We start from the raw sequence: 18,483 nt of genomic DNA, 5'->3' as shown, positions 1-18,483 counted from the left end.
TGTCCACTTCGTTTCCGTTGAAGAGACCTGTCGGACGGAACCGGGGGCGGTCCGCGCGGGGAGGCTTGGGCCGCCCCCGGTGGGTCACTTGGCGGTCAGCGCGTCCTGGACGGTCTGCATGAACGCCTCGGGCTTCATGCTCCCGGTGACCAGGCCGGCCGCGTTGGTCTGGCTGACGGTGGTGGCCTTGGTGCTGAACAGGGCCTCGAACCACAGGACGTTCTGCTTCGACTCACTGATCGTCTTACGGACCTTGGTGGTGACGTCGTTGGCGTCCATCACCCCGGTGTTCACCTTGAAACCGGAGATGGAACCGTGATTCTTGAGCGCGGTGCTGCCGTAGTTCTTGGCGATGCAGGAGACCCAGTCACCGGTCTTCTTGTCGAAGGACTTCGCACCGAGGGTGATACCGAGGCCGACGTTGGAGGGGTACTGGTCGATGGATCCCTTGCCGCCGGACACGGCGGGGAAGGGCATGAAGCCGACGTTCTCCGCGCCGACCTTGTTCTGCTTCTCGTCCGAGATGTTCGCCAGTGCCCAGTTGCCCATGTAGAACATGGCGGCCTTGCCGTTGAGGAACTGGTTCATGGCGGTGTCGTAGTCGATGGAGCCGACGCCCTTGCCGAAGTAGCCCTTCTTGCCGAGGCCGGCGATCTCCTCGGCGGCCTTCACGTACTCCGGGTCGGTCAGCTTCGCTTTGCCGTCGGCCACCTTCTGGAGGGCGTCGGGCCCCAGGCTGCGGTAGAGGTACGTGCTCAGCAGGCGGGTGATGGGCCACCCCTGCTGACCGGAGGCGGAGAAGGGCTGAACGTTCTTGGCGTCCAGCTTCGCCGCGGCGGCCACCAACTCGTCCCAGGTGCCCGGAATGGCTATGGCGTTCTCCTGGAAGAGCTTCTTGTTGTAGAAGATGCCCTCGATGTTGTACTCGTACGGCAGCACCTGGAGCTTGCCTCCGTACAGTGCCTTGATCGTGGAGACGGCGGCCGGCTCCAGTTGATCGAGAACGCCGAGCGACTTGAGCTCCTTCTCCAGGTCGGCCACCTTGCCCGACTTCGCCAACTGCTGGGTGAGTGCGGGGGCGTTGCCCGCGGCGAACTGCACCGGCAGCGCATCCTGGCCTGCCAGCAGTTGCAGCTTCTGATCGAGGCTTGTCTGCGGCACGGTCTCCACCTTCAGTGGCAGAGCGTCGTTCGCCGCCTTGCACACGCCCTTGGACATGGCGGTCAGGGCCGTCTTCACGGTGGTGTTCTCGGTGACGCTCAGGTAGCTGAACTCTTTGGGTGCGGCCGTGGAACCGGAGCCGCTGCCGCCGCAGGCGGTGGTGACCAGCGCCAGTGAGGCGGTGGCGGCCGTGAACAGGCTCAGACGCGCACGACGGGCGTGAGGCATGCGAAGGGACACGGAGACTCCCGAAGGTCTTTGAGAGAAGGGGCGAGGAACGACGAGCGGCGCTGAGGAAAGGAAACGAGTCCAATCGCGCAGAAGGTTGTGTGTAACGTTCTCCACCACGAAGTGGGCAACACCCTGCACCGCTCGCAGCTATCCGTCAAGACACAGAGCCGTAACACCGAGGTCCGACCCTGTAGCCTTGTGGCCATCCAGAGGTCATTATGTAGACCGTTACACTCGCACCTACGAAATCTGGAGTACTGACGATGGGCGGGGCCGAACCCAAGCAGAACAAGCGCGTGACCATCACCGACGTCGCCCGGCACGCCGGCGTGTCCGTCGCCGCGGTCTCCAAGGTGCTGCGCAACGCCTACGGCGTGAGCCCCGGCATGCAGGAGAAGGTGCGGGCGGCCATCGCCGAACTGGACTACCGGCCGCAGGCGGCGGCACGCGGGATGCGGGGGCGGACGTACACGATCGGCGTGCTCCTGGACAACGTCCGCAACGCCTTCTTCGCGGACATCCTCGACGGCATCCAGGAGGAGCTCCGCACCAGCGAGTACACCGTGCTGATCGGCGCGGCCGGCTTCGACCCGGACGAACAGGCGAAAACCATCCGCTCCATGGTCGACCGCCAGATGGACGGCTTGATCCTCATCGCTCCGGGGACCTCGCGCGCCGAGGTACTGGCAACTGCGGCGGCCACGCCGACCGTCGTCATCGGCCACCACGACGCAACCGACACCCACGACTCGGTGGTCGACGCGGACGACACCGGCGCGGGCCTGGTCGTCGACCATCTGGTGGCGCTCGGACACCGGGACATCGCCCTCGTCGCGGCCCCCGGCACCAGGGCCAATCAGTGGAAGCGCACACCGGAGGTCGTCCTCGCGGGCGGCTACCGCTCGGCCATGGAACGGCACGGACTCACCGAGCACGTGCGGGTTCACCACGCCGCGTACTCCGACGAGGGCGGGTTCAAGGCCGGCATGACCCTGCTGACCATGGAACGGCCGCCGACCGCCATCATGACCGGCGCCGACGTCGCCGCCCTGGGCATCTACCGGGCGGCCCACGAACTCGGAATGCGCATCCCCGAGGACCTCTCGCTCGTCGGCTACAACAACACCGCTCTCGCTGCCCTGGCCACCATCCAGCTCAGCAGCGTCGATCAGGCGGGACACACCATGGGCTCCACCGCCGCCCGCATGCTCATCGAGCGCGTGGAAGGCAGGCGGGACCGGTCCATGCAGACGACGATGACCCCACGCCTCGTGCAACGCAGCACCACCGCAGCCCCAGTGAGCCCTTGAGCGATGGCCCACCAACTGCCCACGACCATTCCTTTCGTGAACAGGACACCGGCACACGGGCTGGAGACAAGGACGGCTCGCGGCGGCAGGGCGCGTCGAAAGGTGGGCGTCAAGGACGTTGCGCGCGAGGCCGGTGTGTCGCTCGGCACCGTCTCGAACGTCCTCAACCACCCGGAGGTCGTCGCCGAGGCCACCCGCAAGCGCGTCCTCGACGTGATCGGCTCGATCGGATACGTACGCGCCCAAGGCGCACAGCAGGTGGACGGTCTGGCCTCCCGTGTCATCGCCGTCCTGGGGCTGAACGGGGCGGATCCGTACTTCACGGCGCTGGCCACCGGCGTCGAGCAGGCCGCAGGCGAGGCCGGCCTCGGCGTCATGGTGTGCACCGGCGCCCGCGAGGGGGCGGAGGACGGTCAGCATCTCGCCCTGATCGCCGCGCACCGGATCCGCGGAGCCGTGCTGGTTTCGGGCGAGGGAGCAGTTCGAGCCGCGGCTGCGTTGCGTCGGCATGCGCTGCCTTTCGTCATGGCCGACCAGTACGTGCTCGAACCGGCTGCGTGCTCCGTGGGAATCGATGATGTCGCCGGGGGTTACGCGGCGGTCCGTCACCTGCTCGAGCAAGGGCACCGGTCCGTTGTGCACGTCGGCGGTCCCTGCGAGTTCGCACCGATACGGGACCGGCGCACAGGAGCACGTCGTGCCATCAGCCGGGCCGGGCTCGCCTCGGACTCCCTGCATGAGCTCTCGTGCCCAGCCCTGACGGTGGGCGCGGGCAAGGACGCGGGTCAGCGCATCCTCGGCCTGGCGGACCGGCCGACCGCCGTGTTCTGCGCCGACGATCTGCTCGCTCTCGGAGTGATGCAGGCCCTGTACGAGGCCGGACTGAGAGTGCCCGACGACATCGCATTGGTCGGCTACGGCGACCTCGACTTCGCAGCGTCCGCCGTCGTGCCGCTGACCACGGTGCGGCGGCCGGTCGTCGCCATGGGGCGGCAGGCAGGCCGCCTGCTCATCGAGGACACGGCGCACAACGCCGTTCACGGACATGTCCACGTCGTACTGCAGCCGGAACTGGTCGTGCGCCGGTCCACTTTGGCAGCGCCGGCGCGGTGACCTCGGTGGTCAGGGCTGTTCGGGAACATGGTGCAGCGGGGCAGCGGCCGGCGTCCGGTGGGCGAGGAGAAGGGGCGCACCCGAGAGAAGCAGGGTGGCCAGGCCGAGCGCTCCGACGGCCGAGCTCAGGTCTCCGAGAGCTTCCTTGCCTCCGAGGAGGATCAGCGGGCAGGCAAACTCGCCCAGGAAGAACGCCGAGGTCCACAACCCGGTGCCGCGTCCCCGGTCGGCGAAATCGAGACGGGACATGGCCAGCGTCAGGAGGGACGGCAGCAGCAGGCCGGTGCCCACGCAGTTCACCACGGCACCGACGATCAGCAGGGGAAGGCTGTCGCTCATCGCCATCAGGAGGAACCCAGTGGCACACAGCAGCAGGACAAAGGGCAAATGGTGCCGCGGTCGGCCGGTGAGGCGGGTGAAGAGCACCGAACCGAGGACGGTGGCCGCACTCGCGACCGCGGTGACGGCACCGATGCCGCCGGTGGAGTCGACGCCCAGACCATCGAGGAGAAAGGACATCTCCACAGGCACGGTGTAGAAAATGACAGCGCCGAATGCGGTCAGTAGGCAGAGACCGGCCATACGGCGTATCGGAAAGGGCCGCTTGTCCGCCGTGGAAGCGTTCGGCTCGATCTCCATCGCCGATGAAGCCAGTGGTGCCGGCAGTACGCGAGCCATGGCGGGAGCGAGCAGCAGTCCGATTCCGTACATCCAGAACGGCGCCTGCCAGCCGGCCCCTCCAAGGGCCCCTCCGAGCACGAAGAAGACGGTGGCGGATGCTGACGCGCACATGGTCTGCAGCGCGAGGTAGCGGTCGCGGACGCGCCCCGTGTAGTAGTCACCGATCAGCGTCGTGCAAGCGGTCATGATCGCCGCCTCGGCCACACCCACCAGCACGCGGCTGGCGAGAATGCCGTACAGCGAGTCGACCCACAACGGAACTGTGCCCAACAACGCGTACAGGACCGTCGCCACGATCAGCAGGCGCTTGCGGCCGAGGCGGTCGACGACGACACCGGCAAAGGGAGCCAGCAGGGCCAGCGACAGCGCGGGAACGGTCAGCACCAGGGGCACCAGGGCCTCGCTGCCGGCGACGCCCTCGAAGTGCTCCTGCATGCGAGGCAGAACCGGTGCGAGCAGCACAGCGCCCAGAACAGGCAGGCAACTGCCGGCCATGAGGAGAGCAGCAGGTAGTTTTCCCTGCGTATCCGGGACGTCGTGGGCGTCGGAGGGCGGGGTGACGGGAGCGGGCATGGCGGCACTCCAGAGCGGGAGGCGGGAAGGGAGATGCGCGTGGCAAAAGATCCGTCGGTCGACGACGTCGGCGCACGGCATAGGGATGTGCCACGACTATGCGGCCCCCTGGGTGGCCTGCCCAGCCCTGCCGCGATCCGATTTTCGGATGCCTCGGATCCACTGGGCGGATACCGCCGGTCCAGGTCGTCCGCTCCCGCCACCTGTCAGGACGGCTCCGGCGTGTCGTGCCCGTCGGCCATGCGTCGGCCGACCCTGGCCGCCGTTTCGCGTAGCCAGATGTGTGCGGCGTCGTGCGTGTGGACGGGGTGCCACCACATTGCCTCGCGCAGCGGCACCGCTTCGTAGGGCGGTTCCAGTACCCGCACGGGAGCGAGGGGCGTCATCAGGTGGGCGAGGCGGGCCTGGATCAGGGCGATGCGCCGGGTGCCGGCAACCAGCAGCGGCAGCAGTTGGAAGCTGTCGACGGAGACCTCCACGCGCGGTTCGACGCCGAGCATGCCGAGTTGCCGTACGGCCGGGGCGTCGTAGGTGCGCTGATAGGTGACCCACGGCAGCCGGGCCAGGTCCTGGCGGGTGAGCCGGTCCTCCACACTCGGGTGATCGTTGGCGACGAGGAAGACCCACCTGTCCTGGTAGAGGTCGGTGGCGGGGAAGTCGCTGACCACTCCGTGCGGCATGAGCAGGCCGTCGGTGGTGCTCAGTAGCGTGGCCGTGTCATCGACGATGGTGGTCGGGGGCTGGGTGAAGCGCAGGCGGATGCCGGGAGCCTCCTCATGCACGACCCGGGCAAGCTCGGTGCCGAACACGGCGACGGCGTAGTCGGAGGCGATCAGCTTGAATTCGCGGCTCTCACTCACCGGGTCGAAGTCGGCCTGACTGGCGAACAGGCGCTCCAGCACGTCATAGGCGGTCGCGGTGCGGTCGAGGAGAACCTGCCCGAGCGCTGTGAGTTCGTAGTGGCCGCCGACCCGGGCAAGCAAGTCGTCGTCGAAGTGGCGGCGCAGTCGGGCCAGGGCGGCACTCATGGCCGGTTGGCTGAGCCCGACGCGCTGTCCGGCGCGCGTGACGTTGCGCTCCTCCAGCAGAGAACGCAGCGCGACGACGAGGTTGAGGTCCAGACGGGACAGGTTCACGGGCGTTCCCTTTGCGATAAGGCGCCGACCAGCACGAATAAACACAATGGATGACTGTGATCCATAGAATCGATTTCCATGATTGCCAGTGGCAGGTTCAGATTAGTCACATCGCAATCAGGAGGACATGTCTGTGAAACCTGCACCCGCGTCCGCGCTCTTCGCCGGACCGTTCGCCCTCGCCACGCTCTCGGCCCCGAACGGACCCGCCTTCCCCGCACTCGTCACACCCGACGCCCAGGTGGTCGAACTGCGAGCCGCATTCGACGACGATCGGTTGGCCATCCGGAGCCTTCTTGAGAACTGGGAGGCCGCCCTCCCCCGGCTGGAAGCACTGGCCGCAGACGGCGGACAGCAGCGAAAGCCGCTGGCGGACTACCAGGTGCACGCCCCCGTCGAGCCCCGCCAGATCTTCCAGTCGGGTGCGAACTACCGGCAGCACGTCATCGACCTGCACGTCGCGCACCGCGCCCCGAACGACGCCCGTTCCGAGGAGGAGCGGCGCGCGGAGGCGGCGGAGATCATGGACCGCCGGGCGGCCGAGGACCTGCCGTATGTGTTCATCGGGCTGCCGAGCGCGATCACCGGTCCGTATGACGACGTCGTGCTCCCCTCGTGGGCCGAGAAGCCGGACTGGGAGCTGGAGTTGGCCGCCGTCATCGGCCGGCCCGCCTACCAGCTGTCCGCCGACGAGGCACTGGACCACGTCGCCGGCTACACCATCGCCAACGACCTCACCGATCGCACCACGGTCTTCCGCCGGGACATGCCGCAGATCGGCACGGACTGGCTGCGCAGCAAGAACGCCCCCGGTTTCACTCCGCTCGGCCCCTGGATCGTGCCTGCCGCGTCGGTCGCGGACCCGGGCGACCTGCAGGTAACGCTGAAGCTGAACGGCGAGACCATGCAGGACGAGTCCACCAAGGACATGATCTTCAACGTCGCGCGGGTGGTGGCCTACGTCTCGCAGACTGCACAACTCCTTCCCGGTGACGTGGTGCTGACGGGCAGTCCGGCAGGAAACGGCATGCACTGGGGCCGGCTGCTGCGTGACGGTGACGTCATGGAGGGCACGGTCACCGGGCTCGGCGTCCAGCGCACCCGCTGCGTCGCGGAGGGGACCTCGTGAGCCTCGACCGCACTGACCCCGAGGGCTCGATCGCCGTGGCCGCCAAGGCGTACAACAACTGGGGCCGCTGGGGCGAGGACGATGTGCTCGGCACCCTGAACTTCCTCGACGAGGCCAAGCGCCGCGAGGGGGCCGCCCTGATCCGGCGGGGTGTCAGCTTCTCCCTCTCCCAGCGCTTCGACATGGACGGCCCGCAGAAGGGCTGGCGCCGCCGCACCAATCCCGTGCACACGATGCTCGACACCGGAACCGACGCCGTCCTCACCGGGCAGGGCTTCCCGCACGGCATCGGCGGCGCCGACGACGTCATCGCGATGCCGTTGCAGTGCTCCACCCAGTGGGACGGGCTCGGTCACATCTTCGATCACGGCAAGGCGTGGAACGGGCGCCCGGCGGAGAAGGTCGTCACCTCCGAAGGCGACCTGGTCACCGGCATCGAGCACATGGCGCCGCACGTCGCAGGCCGCGGAGTGCTCCTCGACGTCGGCCGGGTCATCGGTGAGAACGGCGAACTGCCCGACGGGTTCCCGATCACCGCAGAGCACCTGACGGCCACGGCAGACGCCCAGGGCGTGAGCGTAGGCCGCGGCGACATCGTCCTGGTGCGCACCGGACAGCTGGCCCGGGTCCGCCGCGACGGCTGGGGCGAGTACGCCGGCGGACCGGCTCCCGGCCTCTCCTTCACCGCGGCCGGCTGGCTGCACAACACGGAGATCGCCGCGATCGCCACCGACACCTGGGGCTTCGAGGTCCGGCCCAACGAGTTCGAGAACGCCTTCCAGCCGCTGCACCAGGTCGCCATCCCCAACATGGGCCTGCTCATCGGGGAGATGTGGGACCCGGACGCGCTCGCCGAGGACTGCGCCGCGGACGGCGTGTACGACTTCTGGCTCACCGCCGCCCCCCTGCCGATCACGGGCGCGGTCGGCAGCCCGGTCAACCCGATCGCCGTCAAGTAATGAGCGGAACAAGGGAGTTCCCCATGAGAAACAACCGTACGGTCCTGGTGATCGGCGGCGGCGCGGCCGGCAACGCCCTCACCGTCCTGCTGCGCCGCGCCGGCCTCGACGTGGACCTGATCGAAGCGAAGGACGACTGGAACGCCACCGCGGGTTCCGGCATCACCCTCCAGGGCAACGCCCTGCGCGTACTGCGTGAACTGGGCGTGTGGGAGCAGGTGCAGGCATCGGGCTACGGTTTCGGCTCGGTGGGCATCACCGCCCCCGACGGCACCGTCCTGCACGCCCAGGACGACATCCGCAGCGGAGGCGACGACCTGCCGGCCACCGTCGGCATGCAGCGCCCACAGCTGCAGCAGATCCTGATCGACGCGGTGCGCGCGAGCGGAGCCCACGTACGCCTGGGCGCCAAGGCCACCGACTTCGACCAGGACGACGACGGCGTCACCGTGCGCTTCAGCGACGGCTCCGAGGGCCGCTACGGCCTGGTGGTCGCCGCCGACGGCCTCGGCTCCGCCACTCGCGCCGCGATCGGCATCACGGCGAAGCCGGAGCCGACCGGCATGGCCATCTGGCGCATCGCCGCCCCCCGCCCAGCTGGTCTCACCCGCACCGACCTCGCCTACGGCGGCCCGGCCTACATCGCCGGCTACTGCCCCACCAGCGACACCACGCTCTACGCGTACGTCGTCGAGGCCAACCGCGACCGGGCATCCATCCCGCCGGAGACCTACGCCGACGAGATGCGCCGACTGGCCTCCGCGTACGGCGGGTTCTGGCCGGCGATCACCGCGACCATCACGGATCCCGGGCAGGTCAACTACACCTGGTTCGACCGGATGCTCGTCGAGGGCTCCTGGCACCGCGGCCGCATCGTGCTCATCGGCGACGCCGCGCACTGCTGCCCGCCCACCCTCGCCCAGGGCGCCGCCCTGTCCCTGGAGGACGCCTGGGTCCTCGCCCAGATGCTGACCGAGGCCGGCACCTGGGACGACGCACTGCTCCAGGCGTACTACGAGCGCCGCATCACCCGCGTCCGACCGGTCGTGGAGGCGTCCGTCCAGATCGGACAGTGGCAGCTCGACGGAGTCCGCGACGCCGACGTGCCCGGCCTGATGGGCCGCACCATGACGATGCTCCGGGAGCTGCCGTGACATCCCCGACCGTGGACGTCCACGCCCACGTCCTGCTCCCCGAGATCGAGGCGCTCGTCACCGGTATGCCCGCGCACGCCGAGGCCAAGGAGCTGGACGCCCGACGCAACGGCCCCGACGCCCTTGCCGTCAGCGGCCCCATGGTCCGTGCGCGCATCCCGAAGATGACCGATGTCACCGCACGCCTCACGGCGATGGACGCCCAGGGTGTCGACGTCCAACTGGTCAGCCCTTCCCCCTCTCACTACCACTACTGGGCGGACCGCGACACGGCCGAGAAGGTCTACCGGCTCGCCAACGAGGCCACCACCGCACACTGCGCCCAAGCTCCGGACCGGCTGCGCGGGCTGGGACTCGTACCACTCCAGCACCCTGATCTCATGGTGCGCGCCCTCGACCATGCCCTCGGCCAGGGGCTGGCCGGTGTGGAGATCTCCAGCCACGCACCGGGGCGCGAGCTGTCCGACCCGGCCTACGAGCCGTTCTGGTCACGGGCCCAGGAGACGGGTGCGATTCTCTTCCTGCATCCCTTCGGGTGCACGCTCGACGAGCGCCTGGACCGGTGGTACCTGTCCAACACCGTCGGCCAGCCCGCCGAGAACGCCGTGGCCCTCTCGCACCTGATCTTCTCCGGGGTCCTGGACAGGCACCCCGGCCTGAAACTGATCGCCGCCCACGGCGGTGGTTACCTGCCCACCCACATCGGCCGGTCCGACCACGCCTGGTCGGCACGCTCCGACGCCGGCGCGGGGTGCGCGCACCTGCCCAGCAGCTACCTCAGGCGGATCTACTTCGACTCCCTCGTCCACGACCCGCGGGTGCTGGGCTCACTGATCGAGGTCGCGGGTGCGGACCGGGTCCTGCTCGGCTCGGACTTCCCCTTCGACATGGGATCCGAGGATCCGGTCGGCGCGCTGCGCGCCGCACGGCTGTCCGAGACCGATTTCGACGCGGTACGCGGCGGCAACGCCGCCACCCTCCTGCGACTCGCCTGACCTCAACGAGGAGGAACACTATGAACGCACGCCTGCTCACCCACCTGCGGCACGTCGACCTCGCGGTGCCCGACTACGACAAGCAGCTCGACTTCTACGCCGGGGTGTGGGGCCTGACCAAGGTCGCCGAGGACTCCGGGATCTCGTTCCTCGCCGCCGAGGGCTCCCCCGAGCAGTACGTCGTACGGCTGCGCAGGGCCGAGGAGAAGCGCCTCGACCTCGTCTCCTACGGCGCCGCGAACCCGGCCGACGTGGACACCCTCGCCGAGCGGCTGCTGGCCGGCGGCGTGGAGCTGATCAGCCGGCCCGGAAAGGTGGACACCCCCGGCGGCGGATACGGCTTCCGCTTCTTCGACGTCGACGGCCGCACCATCGAGGTCTCCGCCGACGTCGACGTCCGGCAGCACCGGAAGATCGAGGAGAAGGAGGCCATCCCCGTCAAGCTGTCCCACGTCGTCCTCAACTCCCCCGACCTGAACCGCACTCGGGCCTGGTACGAGCGCCACCTCGGCTTCGCCCTCTCCGACACCCTCAGCTCACCGCACATGGGCGAGGTCATGCACTTCATGCGGATCAGCAACCAGCACCACTCCATGGCCATCGCCCAGGGACCCCACACCGCCCTGCACCACGTCTCGTTCGAGATGCGCGGCATCGACGAGTACATGCGCGGCTCCGGCCGGGTCATGCGCGCCGGCTTCAAGAAGATCTGGGGCCCCGGCCGCCACATGGCGGGCGACAACACCTTCACGTACTTCCTCGACCCGCACGGCAACACCGTCGAATACACCACCGAGCTGGAGAACCTCGACGAGGACACCTGGCACCCGCACGTCTACGACTTCTCCCAGCCCGAAGTCACCGACCAGTGGGGCACCGCCAACGCCATGAACGAACTCGTCGCCAAGGAGTCGTTCAACGACCCCGACCGCGGCGTATTCGTCGCCCCGCCCGTCTGATCGGGCGAACCTGGGGCGCGGCGGCACAGCCCCTGTCCGACGCGCCCCGCCGCGCCCCAGGAAGCCGGCGCACCCGGTCACCCCGAACCGTCGCTCGCTCAGCTGTCGGACGGCAGCGGACCACCGCAGCCAGCACCTCCGCGCGGGCGGCCAGCTATCGGGGCAGGGCCACGACCTGACCCGATGCGCATCCTGCTCACCTGACCCACACTCCGCTGGAGCCGCACCATGCGTTTCGCCGCTTACCAACATCAGCACGGCCACCGGGTCGCCGTCGTGGAGGAGGACGGCACACTCTTCCCCCTGCCCGGCGTCACGTCTCTGACCACGCTGCTCACGGAGACCGACGGGCTGCCCGGCCTGCTCGCCGCGGGCGCGGCGGCACTCGATGTGCCGGCCGGGCCCCATGTGTCCCAGGTGCGGCTGCTCCCCCCGCTCCGGCCTGCCTCGGTACGCGACTTCGTCACCTTCGAGGAGCACGTCGAAGGCGTACGCCGATCGATCGACGGCGTCGCCGGGGTGCCCGACGAGTGGTATGCGGCACCGACCTTCTACTTCACCAATCCGCACGCGATCTACGGGCCCCGGGACGGGATCCCGGTGCCGCCCGGTTCCGTAGTTCTCGACTTCGAACTCGAAGTGGGAGCCGTCATCGGCCGCGAAGGCCGCGACCTCACACCGGAACGGGCCCGCGACCACATCGTGGGCTACACCGTCTTCAACGACTGGTCCGCACGCGACCTGCAGTCCGCCGAAATGAAAGTCGGCCTCGGCCCGTGCAAGGGCAAGGACACCGCCACCACCCTCGGCCCCTACCTCGTGACCGCCGACGAACTGGAGCCCCACCGCGACGCCGAAGGCTTCCTGCGGCTGGCCCTCACCGCCACGGTCAACGGGGAGACCGTCGGCGAGGACCTGCTCTCCAACATGAGCTGGACCTTCGAGGAGATGACCGCCTACGCCTCACGCGGCACCCGCGTCGTACCGGGCGACGTCCTCGGCTCGGGCACCTGCGGCAACGGCGGCTGCCTCGCCGAACTCTGGGGCCTGAGCGGCAAGCAGACCCCGCCCCCGTTGCGGCCCGGTGACACCGTGAGCCTGACCGTCGAGGGCATCGGCACGCTCACCAACACCGTGGTCCCCGGTGTCGAGCCCCTCCCCCTGCCCGCCGGCCGACGCCGCAACCGGGAGCGTCCGTGACCGACCAGACCTCGATGAGACTGCTCGGCAAGGTGATCGTCGTCACCGGCGCGGCCCGTGGCCAGGGCGCCGCCGAGGCAGCCGCCCTCGCCCGCGAGGGCGCCCACGTCATCGCCACAGATATGGAACCCGTGCACGGATGCCGTGGTCTCGACGTTGCCAGTGAGAAGGACTGGGCCGGCCTCGCCGCCGAACTGCGGGAGACCCACGGGCAGGTGCACGGCCTGGTCAACAACGCCGGCATCACGTGGCGCGCACGCGTCGGCGATGTACGCCCCGACGACATGGCCCGCGTCCACGCGGTCAACGTCACCGGTCCTCTCCTGGGCATCCAGCACCTCACGCCCCTGATGCCCCCGGGCTCCTCCATCGTGAACGTCGGCTCGTCCGCGGCCCTCACCGCCCACTACCCGGTCGCGTACACGACCAGCAAGTGGGCGCTGCGGGGCCTCTCGAAGACCGCCGCGCTGGAACTCGGCCCCCGCGGCATCCGGGTCAATATGATCCATCCCGGTTATATCGAGACCGAGATGACCGCCTCCGCCGCCGCAGACTTCCGCGAGGCCAACATCCGCGAGACCCCGCTGGGACGCACCGGAAGCGTCGACGAGGTGGCTCCCCTGGTGGTCTTCCTGATGTCCGACCAGTCGTCGTTCATCAGCGGAGCCGAGATACCCGTCGACGGCGGACTCACCGCACATGGCGGAGTCAAGTCGATATCTGACGCCCTTCGCCCCGAAGCCGCGGTACGAAACGGCTCGAAGGCAAGGTGACTCCGATTTCCGGCACCGCGCGAGACCAGGGCCGGTCAGCGGCCCTGCGGTTCGCCGCTGAAGGCGTGGAGGCCATCGAAGGCAGCCTGATCCACGAATAGGCCGTCGTGGGCCCAGCGGCTCGTCGCCCGGAAGGGCGGCACTGCTCTCGTCCCCAGCCCTTTGGGCTTTGCCGACGAGGCTCAGCCCGCGCCTGGGCCGAAGAGACCGCGGGCGCGTTCGGCGAGATCGACATCGTCTACGCCAACGCCGGCGTCGTCCGCGCCGATCTCGTCGTCGACGGCCGCCGGTCCACCGTCCTGCCCGGCGCCATCACAGAGAAGGAATCACCCACGTGAACAAAGTCAGCGGCAGCGCCGCCGAGGCGGTCACAGACATCCCGTCCGGTGCCTCACTGGCCGTCGGCGGCTTCGGGCTCTCCGGCATTCCCGATGTGCTCATCGACGCCCTGCACAAGCAAGGGGCCAGCGGCCTGAATGTCGTTTCCAACAATTGTGGAGTGGACGGCCGCGGCCTCGGCGTCCTGCTCGCCGCAGGACGCATCTCCCGTGTAACCGGCTCCTACGTGGGCGAGAACCAGGAATTCGCCCGGCAGTACCTCAGCGGAGAGCTGGAGGTGGAGCTGACCCCGCAGGGCACGCTCGCCGAACGCCTGCGGGCCGGTGGCGCCGGGATACCCGCCTTTTACACGCCTGCCGGCGTCGGCACCCAGGTGGCGGAGGGCGGCCTGCCCTGGCGCTACGCGCACGACGGCACGGTTGCCGTCGCCTCGCCGCCCAAGGAAACCCGGGACTTCTCCGGGCGCACGTACCTTCTGGAGCACGGCATCGCCACCGACTTCGCCCTCGTCCGAGCATGGCGGGGCGACCGGCACGGCAACCTCGTATTCCGCCGGGCTGCGGCCAACTTCAACCCCCTCGCGGCCATGGCCGGCCGCGTCACCATTGCTGAAGTCGAGGAACTCGTCGAACCCGGCGAGCTGGCCCCCGACGAGGTCCACCTGCCCGGCATCTACGTACAGAGGGTGGTGGAGCTCACCCCCGAGCAGGCCGCCGACAAGCACATCGAGAAGAGGACGGTGGGCAACTGATGCCCTGGACCCGTGAACAGATGGCCTCCCGCGCAGCTGAGGAACTCGCTGACGGCTCCTACGTCAACCTGGGTATCGGCCTCCCCACCCTCATCCCCGGATACCTCCCGCCCGGGGTGCACGTCGTGCTCCACTCCGAGAACGGCATCCTCGGCACCGGCCCTTATCCCACCGAGGACCAGGTGGACGCGGACCTCATCAACGCCGGGAAGGAAACCGTCACCGTCCTGCCCGGTGCCTCCTTCTTCGACTCCGCACTCTCCTTCGGCATGATCCGCGGGGGTCACATCGACACCGCCGTTCTCGGCGCCATGCAGGTGTCGGCCCGAGGCGACCTAGCCAACTGGATGATCCCCGGCAAGATGGTCAAGGGTATGGGCGGCGCCATGGACCTCGTCCACGGCGCCCGGCGCGTCATCGTCCTCATGGAGCACACCGCCAAGGACGGCAGCCCCAAAATCGTGGAGGAGTGCACTTTGCCCCTCACCGGTCGGCAGTGTGTGCACCGCGTCATCACCGACCTCGGCGTCCTGGACGTCACCGCACGCGGCTTCGCCCTCGTCGAGACAGCCCCGGGCGTAACGTTCGCGGACATCACCACGCGCACCGACGCTCCCGTATACGCGGACAGTCACACAGCCGCATGCTGATCGCACAGACCTGACGTCCCGTTCTTCCCCGCTGACCTTTCCCCTGAACCGTTGACACCGGGGTAGCACCCTCGCAATATAGTCAGTACACCAATGATTGATGTACTGATCATTTGCGCGCGCCTCGCGCTTCCCCTCGGTGTCCTCCACTTCCCTGACCAAGGAGGCCATATGTCCGTGACCCCTGTTGCACTCCGCATCGCCGTGGTCGGCGGTGGCATCGGTGGCCTGGCTGCCGCGCTGTCGATCGCCCGTGCCGGTCACCACGTGACTCTCCTCGAACAAGCTGCCCGGTTCGGGGAGATCGGCGCCGGTCTGCAGCTCGCCCCGAACGCCTCACAGGCCCTCGAAGAACTGGGGGTGCTCGATGCAGTTCAGCGCACTGCGGTCGCCCCGCCCCGGCTCGTGATGATGGACGCCCTGAGCGGCGAGCAGGTCACCTCTCTCGATCTGCGCAGCTCTGCGTACACCGAACGCTTCACCCATCCCTACCTGGTCACCCACCGCACGGACCTGCACGCAGCCCTCCTTGCCGCCTGCCGGGAACACCCTGCCGTCACGCTGCGCACCGGACACACCGTCACGCACGCCGAACAGGATGAATCCGCCGTGCACCTCCATTTCGCCGGGACGACGCCGAGGCTCACGGCCGACGCCGTCGTGGCGGCGGACGGTCTGCACTCGCGGCTGCGTCAGGCCCTGGTCGGCGACGAAGAGCTGGTCTGCTCCCGCTACGTAGCCTTCCGCGGGGCCCTTCCCCCCGACAGGATGACCGGCCGGATGTCGCAGCACGCCGCCTCTGATGCGGTCATGGTCTGGGCGGGGCCTCGCATGCACCTGGTGCAGTACCCGGTACGGCGCGGCGAGCTCTACAACCAGGTCGCCGTGTTCGAGAGCGACCACTACACGCCGGACTCGGACGACTGGGGCACTGAGGCCGAGCTCGAAGAACGCTTCGCGGGGACATGCCAGACCGTGCGCGACGCCCTGCCGCTGATAGCACGCGACCGGCGCTGGCCTCTGTACGACCGCCTGCCCATCGACAACTGGGTCCACGGCAGGATCGCCCTGCTCGGTGACGCCGCACACCCGATGCTGCAGTACCTGGCCCAGGGAGCCTGCCAGGCACTGGAAGACGCCGTCGCACTCGGGCAGTCCTTCGGCCGGTTCACGAACCCTGCGGACGCCTTCGCCACCTACTCCGATCAGCGCCGCGAGCGCGCCGCACGGATCCAGACCAACGCCCGCCGCTTCGGCGAGATCTGCCACCTGGAGGGCATGGGCGCCACCCTGCGCAATCAGCTCTTCGCGTCACGAGCGTCCGACGACTTCAACGACGTCTCCTGGGTGTGGACACCTGCCCCTGCCGCCGTCCCCACCCCGTGATCCCGCACTCGTAGGAGGACACCATGACGACCGATGAACTTGCTTACAAGGCACTGGAGGGACTCGGGGCGGCTCCGCTCTGGCGCTTCTACGGCAACCTATTCCCTGCAGAGCCGAAGAGCCGCGCCGTGCCCTGCCGATGGAGCTGGCAGGATCTGCGGCCTCACCTGCTGCACTTCTCCAGGACCCTGTCCCTGGAGGAGGCCGAACGCCGGGTCCTCATGCTCGTCAACCCCGGCCTGAGCGACCCCCCGGCCACGGTCAACACTCTCTATGCGGGCCTGCAGATCATCCTGCCGGGCGAGACTGCCCAGGCCCACAGGCACACCTCCAACGCCTTCCGCTTCATCCTCGAAGGAAGTGGCGCGTGGACGACGGTCAACGGCGAGCGTGTCTTCATGGCCCCAGGTGATCTGCTGCTGACTCCGGGATGGCACTGGCACGATCACACCCATGAGGGTGACGCGCCGATGATCTGGCTCGACGCTCTCGACTACCCGCTGGTCAACGCTCTGGAGGCCGGCTTCTACGAGAAGTTCCACCAGCGCCTCCAACCGGTCACCCGAGCCGATGACGCCGGCAGCAGGCAGTTCCTCCACGGCCGGCTCAACCCCGTCTGGCTCTCCCAGGACGGGCCCAACTCCCCCGTGACCCGCTACACCTGGCAGGAGACCGAGCGGTCGCTGAAAGGCATCGCTGACACCGCCGAAGGAAGCGACGTCGACGGCATCGTCCTGGAGTACACCAACCCGTGGACGGGCGGCCCGGTCATGCCCACCATCGGCTGCCGCATCCAACGCCTGCGCCCCGGCTTCCAGGGAGCCGGCCGCCGGCACACCGCATCCACCATCTTCAACGTCGTACGCGGCGAGGGCGCCACGATCGTGGACGGCGTGCGTCTGGACTGGTCCGAGCACGACACCTTCGCGGTTCCCGGCTGGGCCTCCTACCGCCACCTGAACGCCTCCACCTCGGACGATGCCGTCCTGTTCTCGTACAGCGACGAGCCCGTCATGCGCTCGCTCGGCCTCTACCGCACCGAGAGCGCCGATCCCGGCGCCTGATCCACCACACCCGACACTTCACAAGGAGGCCACGATGCGCCTGGCCCTGTTCAACCAAGGACGCCTCGGAATCGTCGACGGCGACCACCTCGTCGACGTGACCGACCAACTCGCCCAAGGCAGCACCCCCGGTGCGGCCGGACCACTGCACCAGCACATCGAAGCCCTCGCCCGCGGCGGCGCGGTGGATGTCGACGTATCCAACTGCGCACGCGTCCCGCTCAGCGATGCGGTCCTGGAATCCCCGCTGCCCCGCCCCGGAAAGGTCGTCGGCGCTCCGGTCAACTACCTCGACCACAAGGCGGAGATGGAGTACACCACCTCGGTCGCCGACCTCGGTGTCTTCCTGAAAGCCAACTCCTCGGTCATCGGACCGGGCCAGGACATCGTCCTGCCCTACACGGACAAGCGCACCGACCAGGAGGGCGAACTGGGCGTCGTCATCGGGCGCACCGCCACTCACGTCGACGCAGCCGACGCACTCGACTACGTCTTCGGGTACACCTGCGTACTGGACATCACCGTCCGCTCCGGCGAAGACCGCTCCACACGCAAGTCGTTCGACACGTTCACACCGATCGGACCCTGGATCGTCACCGCTGACGAGATACCCGACCCCGACTCCCTCGATCTACGCTGCGATGTCGGCGGCACCACCCGGCAGCGCACCAACACGGCCGACCTGATCTTCGGGGTGGCCGACCTGATCGCCTACACCTCGTCCGTGATGACGCTCCACCCCGGCGACATCATCGCGACCGGCACACCGGCCGGCGTGGGACCACTCAGCCACGGGGACCGTGTCGTGCTGGAGATCGAGCAGGTCGGCCGTCTGGAAGTGGGGGTCGACGGCTCACGGGCCACCCCCTACGACCAGCGCCCCGGGCGTCGGCCCCGCTGACGGACAAGTCGCACCCAA

17 protein-coding genes are annotated in these 18,483 nt (G+C 68.7%); 14 read left to right on the top strand and 3 right to left on the bottom strand.

Annotated elements, in window-relative coordinates; all coding sequences use genetic code 11:
- Window positions 1–84: 84 nt before the first annotated feature.
- Window positions 85–1,401 carry an ABC transporter substrate-binding protein gene (locus OG912_RS34755; protein WP_327712777.1) on the bottom strand — a complete coding sequence of 439 codons (1,317 nt, stop codon included), beginning with the start codon at window positions 1,399–1,401 and terminating at the stop codon, window positions 85–87.
- Window positions 1,402–1,655: 254 nt separating this feature from the next.
- On the opposite strand from OG912_RS34755, the gene OG912_RS34750 reads away from it, so the two are divergent.
- Window positions 1,656–2,702, top strand: a complete 1,047-nt coding sequence (locus OG912_RS34750; RefSeq protein ID WP_327712776.1) for a LacI family DNA-binding transcriptional regulator — start codon at window positions 1,656–1,658, stop codon at window positions 2,700–2,702.
- A gap of 36 nt (window positions 2,703–2,738) precedes the next feature.
- Entirely contained in the window at window positions 2,739–3,815 is a 1,077-nt protein-coding gene (locus OG912_RS34745) for a LacI family DNA-binding transcriptional regulator (protein WP_327712775.1), read from the top strand.
- A gap of 9 nt (window positions 3,816–3,824) precedes the next feature.
- Here OG912_RS34745 and OG912_RS34740 read toward each other — a convergent pair whose 3' ends face one another.
- On the bottom strand, window positions 3,825–5,069 hold the full coding sequence (locus tag OG912_RS34740; RefSeq protein ID WP_327712774.1) for an MFS transporter: 1,245 nt from the start codon (window positions 5,067–5,069) through the stop codon (window positions 3,825–3,827).
- A gap of 206 nt (window positions 5,070–5,275) precedes the next feature.
- Entirely contained in the window at window positions 5,276–6,205 is a 930-nt protein-coding gene (locus OG912_RS34735) for a LysR family transcriptional regulator (RefSeq protein WP_327712773.1), read from the bottom strand.
- Window positions 6,206–6,332: 127 nt separating this feature from the next.
- Between OG912_RS34735 and OG912_RS34730 the strand changes: the two genes are divergently transcribed.
- From OG912_RS34730 to OG912_RS34675, 12 genes are all read left to right on the top strand, one after another.
- Window positions 6,333–7,334 (top strand): fumarylacetoacetate hydrolase family protein, encoded by a 1,002-nt coding sequence (locus OG912_RS34730; RefSeq protein ID WP_327712772.1) that lies wholly within the window; start codon window positions 6,333–6,335, stop codon window positions 7,332–7,334.
- Window positions 7,331–8,293 carry a cyclase family protein gene (locus OG912_RS34725; RefSeq protein ID WP_327712771.1) on the top strand — a complete coding sequence of 321 codons (963 nt, stop codon included), beginning with the start codon at window positions 7,331–7,333 and terminating at the stop codon, window positions 8,291–8,293. Before OG912_RS34730 ends, OG912_RS34725 begins: the two co-directional genes overlap by 4 nt.
- A gap of 23 nt (window positions 8,294–8,316) precedes the next feature.
- Entirely contained in the window at window positions 8,317–9,447 is a 1,131-nt protein-coding gene (locus OG912_RS34720) for an FAD-dependent oxidoreductase (RefSeq protein WP_327712770.1), read from the top strand.
- Window positions 9,444–10,442: an amidohydrolase family protein gene (locus OG912_RS34715; RefSeq protein ID WP_327712769.1), complete on the top strand. Its 999-nt coding sequence runs from the start codon at window positions 9,444–9,446 to the stop codon at window positions 10,440–10,442. The genes OG912_RS34720 and OG912_RS34715 overlap by 4 nt, the downstream gene beginning before the upstream one ends.
- A 20-nt stretch (window positions 10,443–10,462) precedes the next feature.
- Window positions 10,463–11,401 (top strand): VOC family protein, encoded by a 939-nt coding sequence (locus tag OG912_RS34710; protein ID WP_327712768.1) that lies wholly within the window; start codon window positions 10,463–10,465, stop codon window positions 11,399–11,401.
- A gap of 228 nt (window positions 11,402–11,629) precedes the next feature.
- Window positions 11,630–12,601: a fumarylacetoacetate hydrolase family protein gene (locus OG912_RS34705; RefSeq protein WP_327712767.1), complete on the top strand. Its 972-nt coding sequence runs from the start codon at window positions 11,630–11,632 to the stop codon at window positions 12,599–12,601.
- A 14-nt stretch (window positions 12,602–12,615) separates the two neighbouring features.
- Window positions 12,616–13,374 (top strand): SDR family NAD(P)-dependent oxidoreductase, encoded by a 759-nt coding sequence (locus tag OG912_RS34700; protein ID WP_327713617.1) that lies wholly within the window; start codon window positions 12,616–12,618, stop codon window positions 13,372–13,374.
- Between the two features lie 334 nt (window positions 13,375–13,708).
- Window positions 13,709–14,464, top strand: coding sequence for a CoA transferase subunit A (locus tag OG912_RS34695; RefSeq protein WP_327712766.1), 756 nt, complete (start codon window positions 13,709–13,711; stop codon window positions 14,462–14,464).
- Window positions 14,464–15,114, top strand: coding sequence for a CoA transferase subunit B (locus OG912_RS34690; RefSeq protein WP_327712765.1), 651 nt, complete (start codon window positions 14,464–14,466; stop codon window positions 15,112–15,114). The genes OG912_RS34695 and OG912_RS34690 overlap by 1 nt, the downstream gene beginning before the upstream one ends.
- Window positions 15,115–15,291: 177 nt before the next feature.
- Entirely contained in the window at window positions 15,292–16,500 is a 1,209-nt protein-coding gene (locus OG912_RS34685) for an FAD-dependent monooxygenase (RefSeq protein WP_327712764.1), read from the top strand.
- A 23-nt stretch (window positions 16,501–16,523) separates the two neighbouring features.
- The gene (locus OG912_RS34680) at window positions 16,524–17,564 is read left to right on the top strand and encodes a cupin domain-containing protein (RefSeq protein ID WP_327712763.1); all 1,041 of its coding nucleotides are present in this window, start codon (window positions 16,524–16,526) and stop codon (window positions 17,562–17,564) included.
- A gap of 34 nt (window positions 17,565–17,598) precedes the next feature.
- Window positions 17,599–18,465, top strand: a complete 867-nt coding sequence (locus OG912_RS34675; RefSeq protein ID WP_327712762.1) for a fumarylacetoacetate hydrolase family protein — start codon at window positions 17,599–17,601, stop codon at window positions 18,463–18,465.
- Window positions 18,466–18,483: the final 18 nt, after the last annotated feature.

Source organism: Streptomyces sp. NBC_00464 (genome assembly GCF_036013915.1).
Lineage (GTDB): Bacteria > Actinomycetota > Actinomycetes > Streptomycetales > Streptomycetaceae > Streptomyces.
This window is presented reverse-complemented; position numbering and strand designations above follow the sequence as displayed.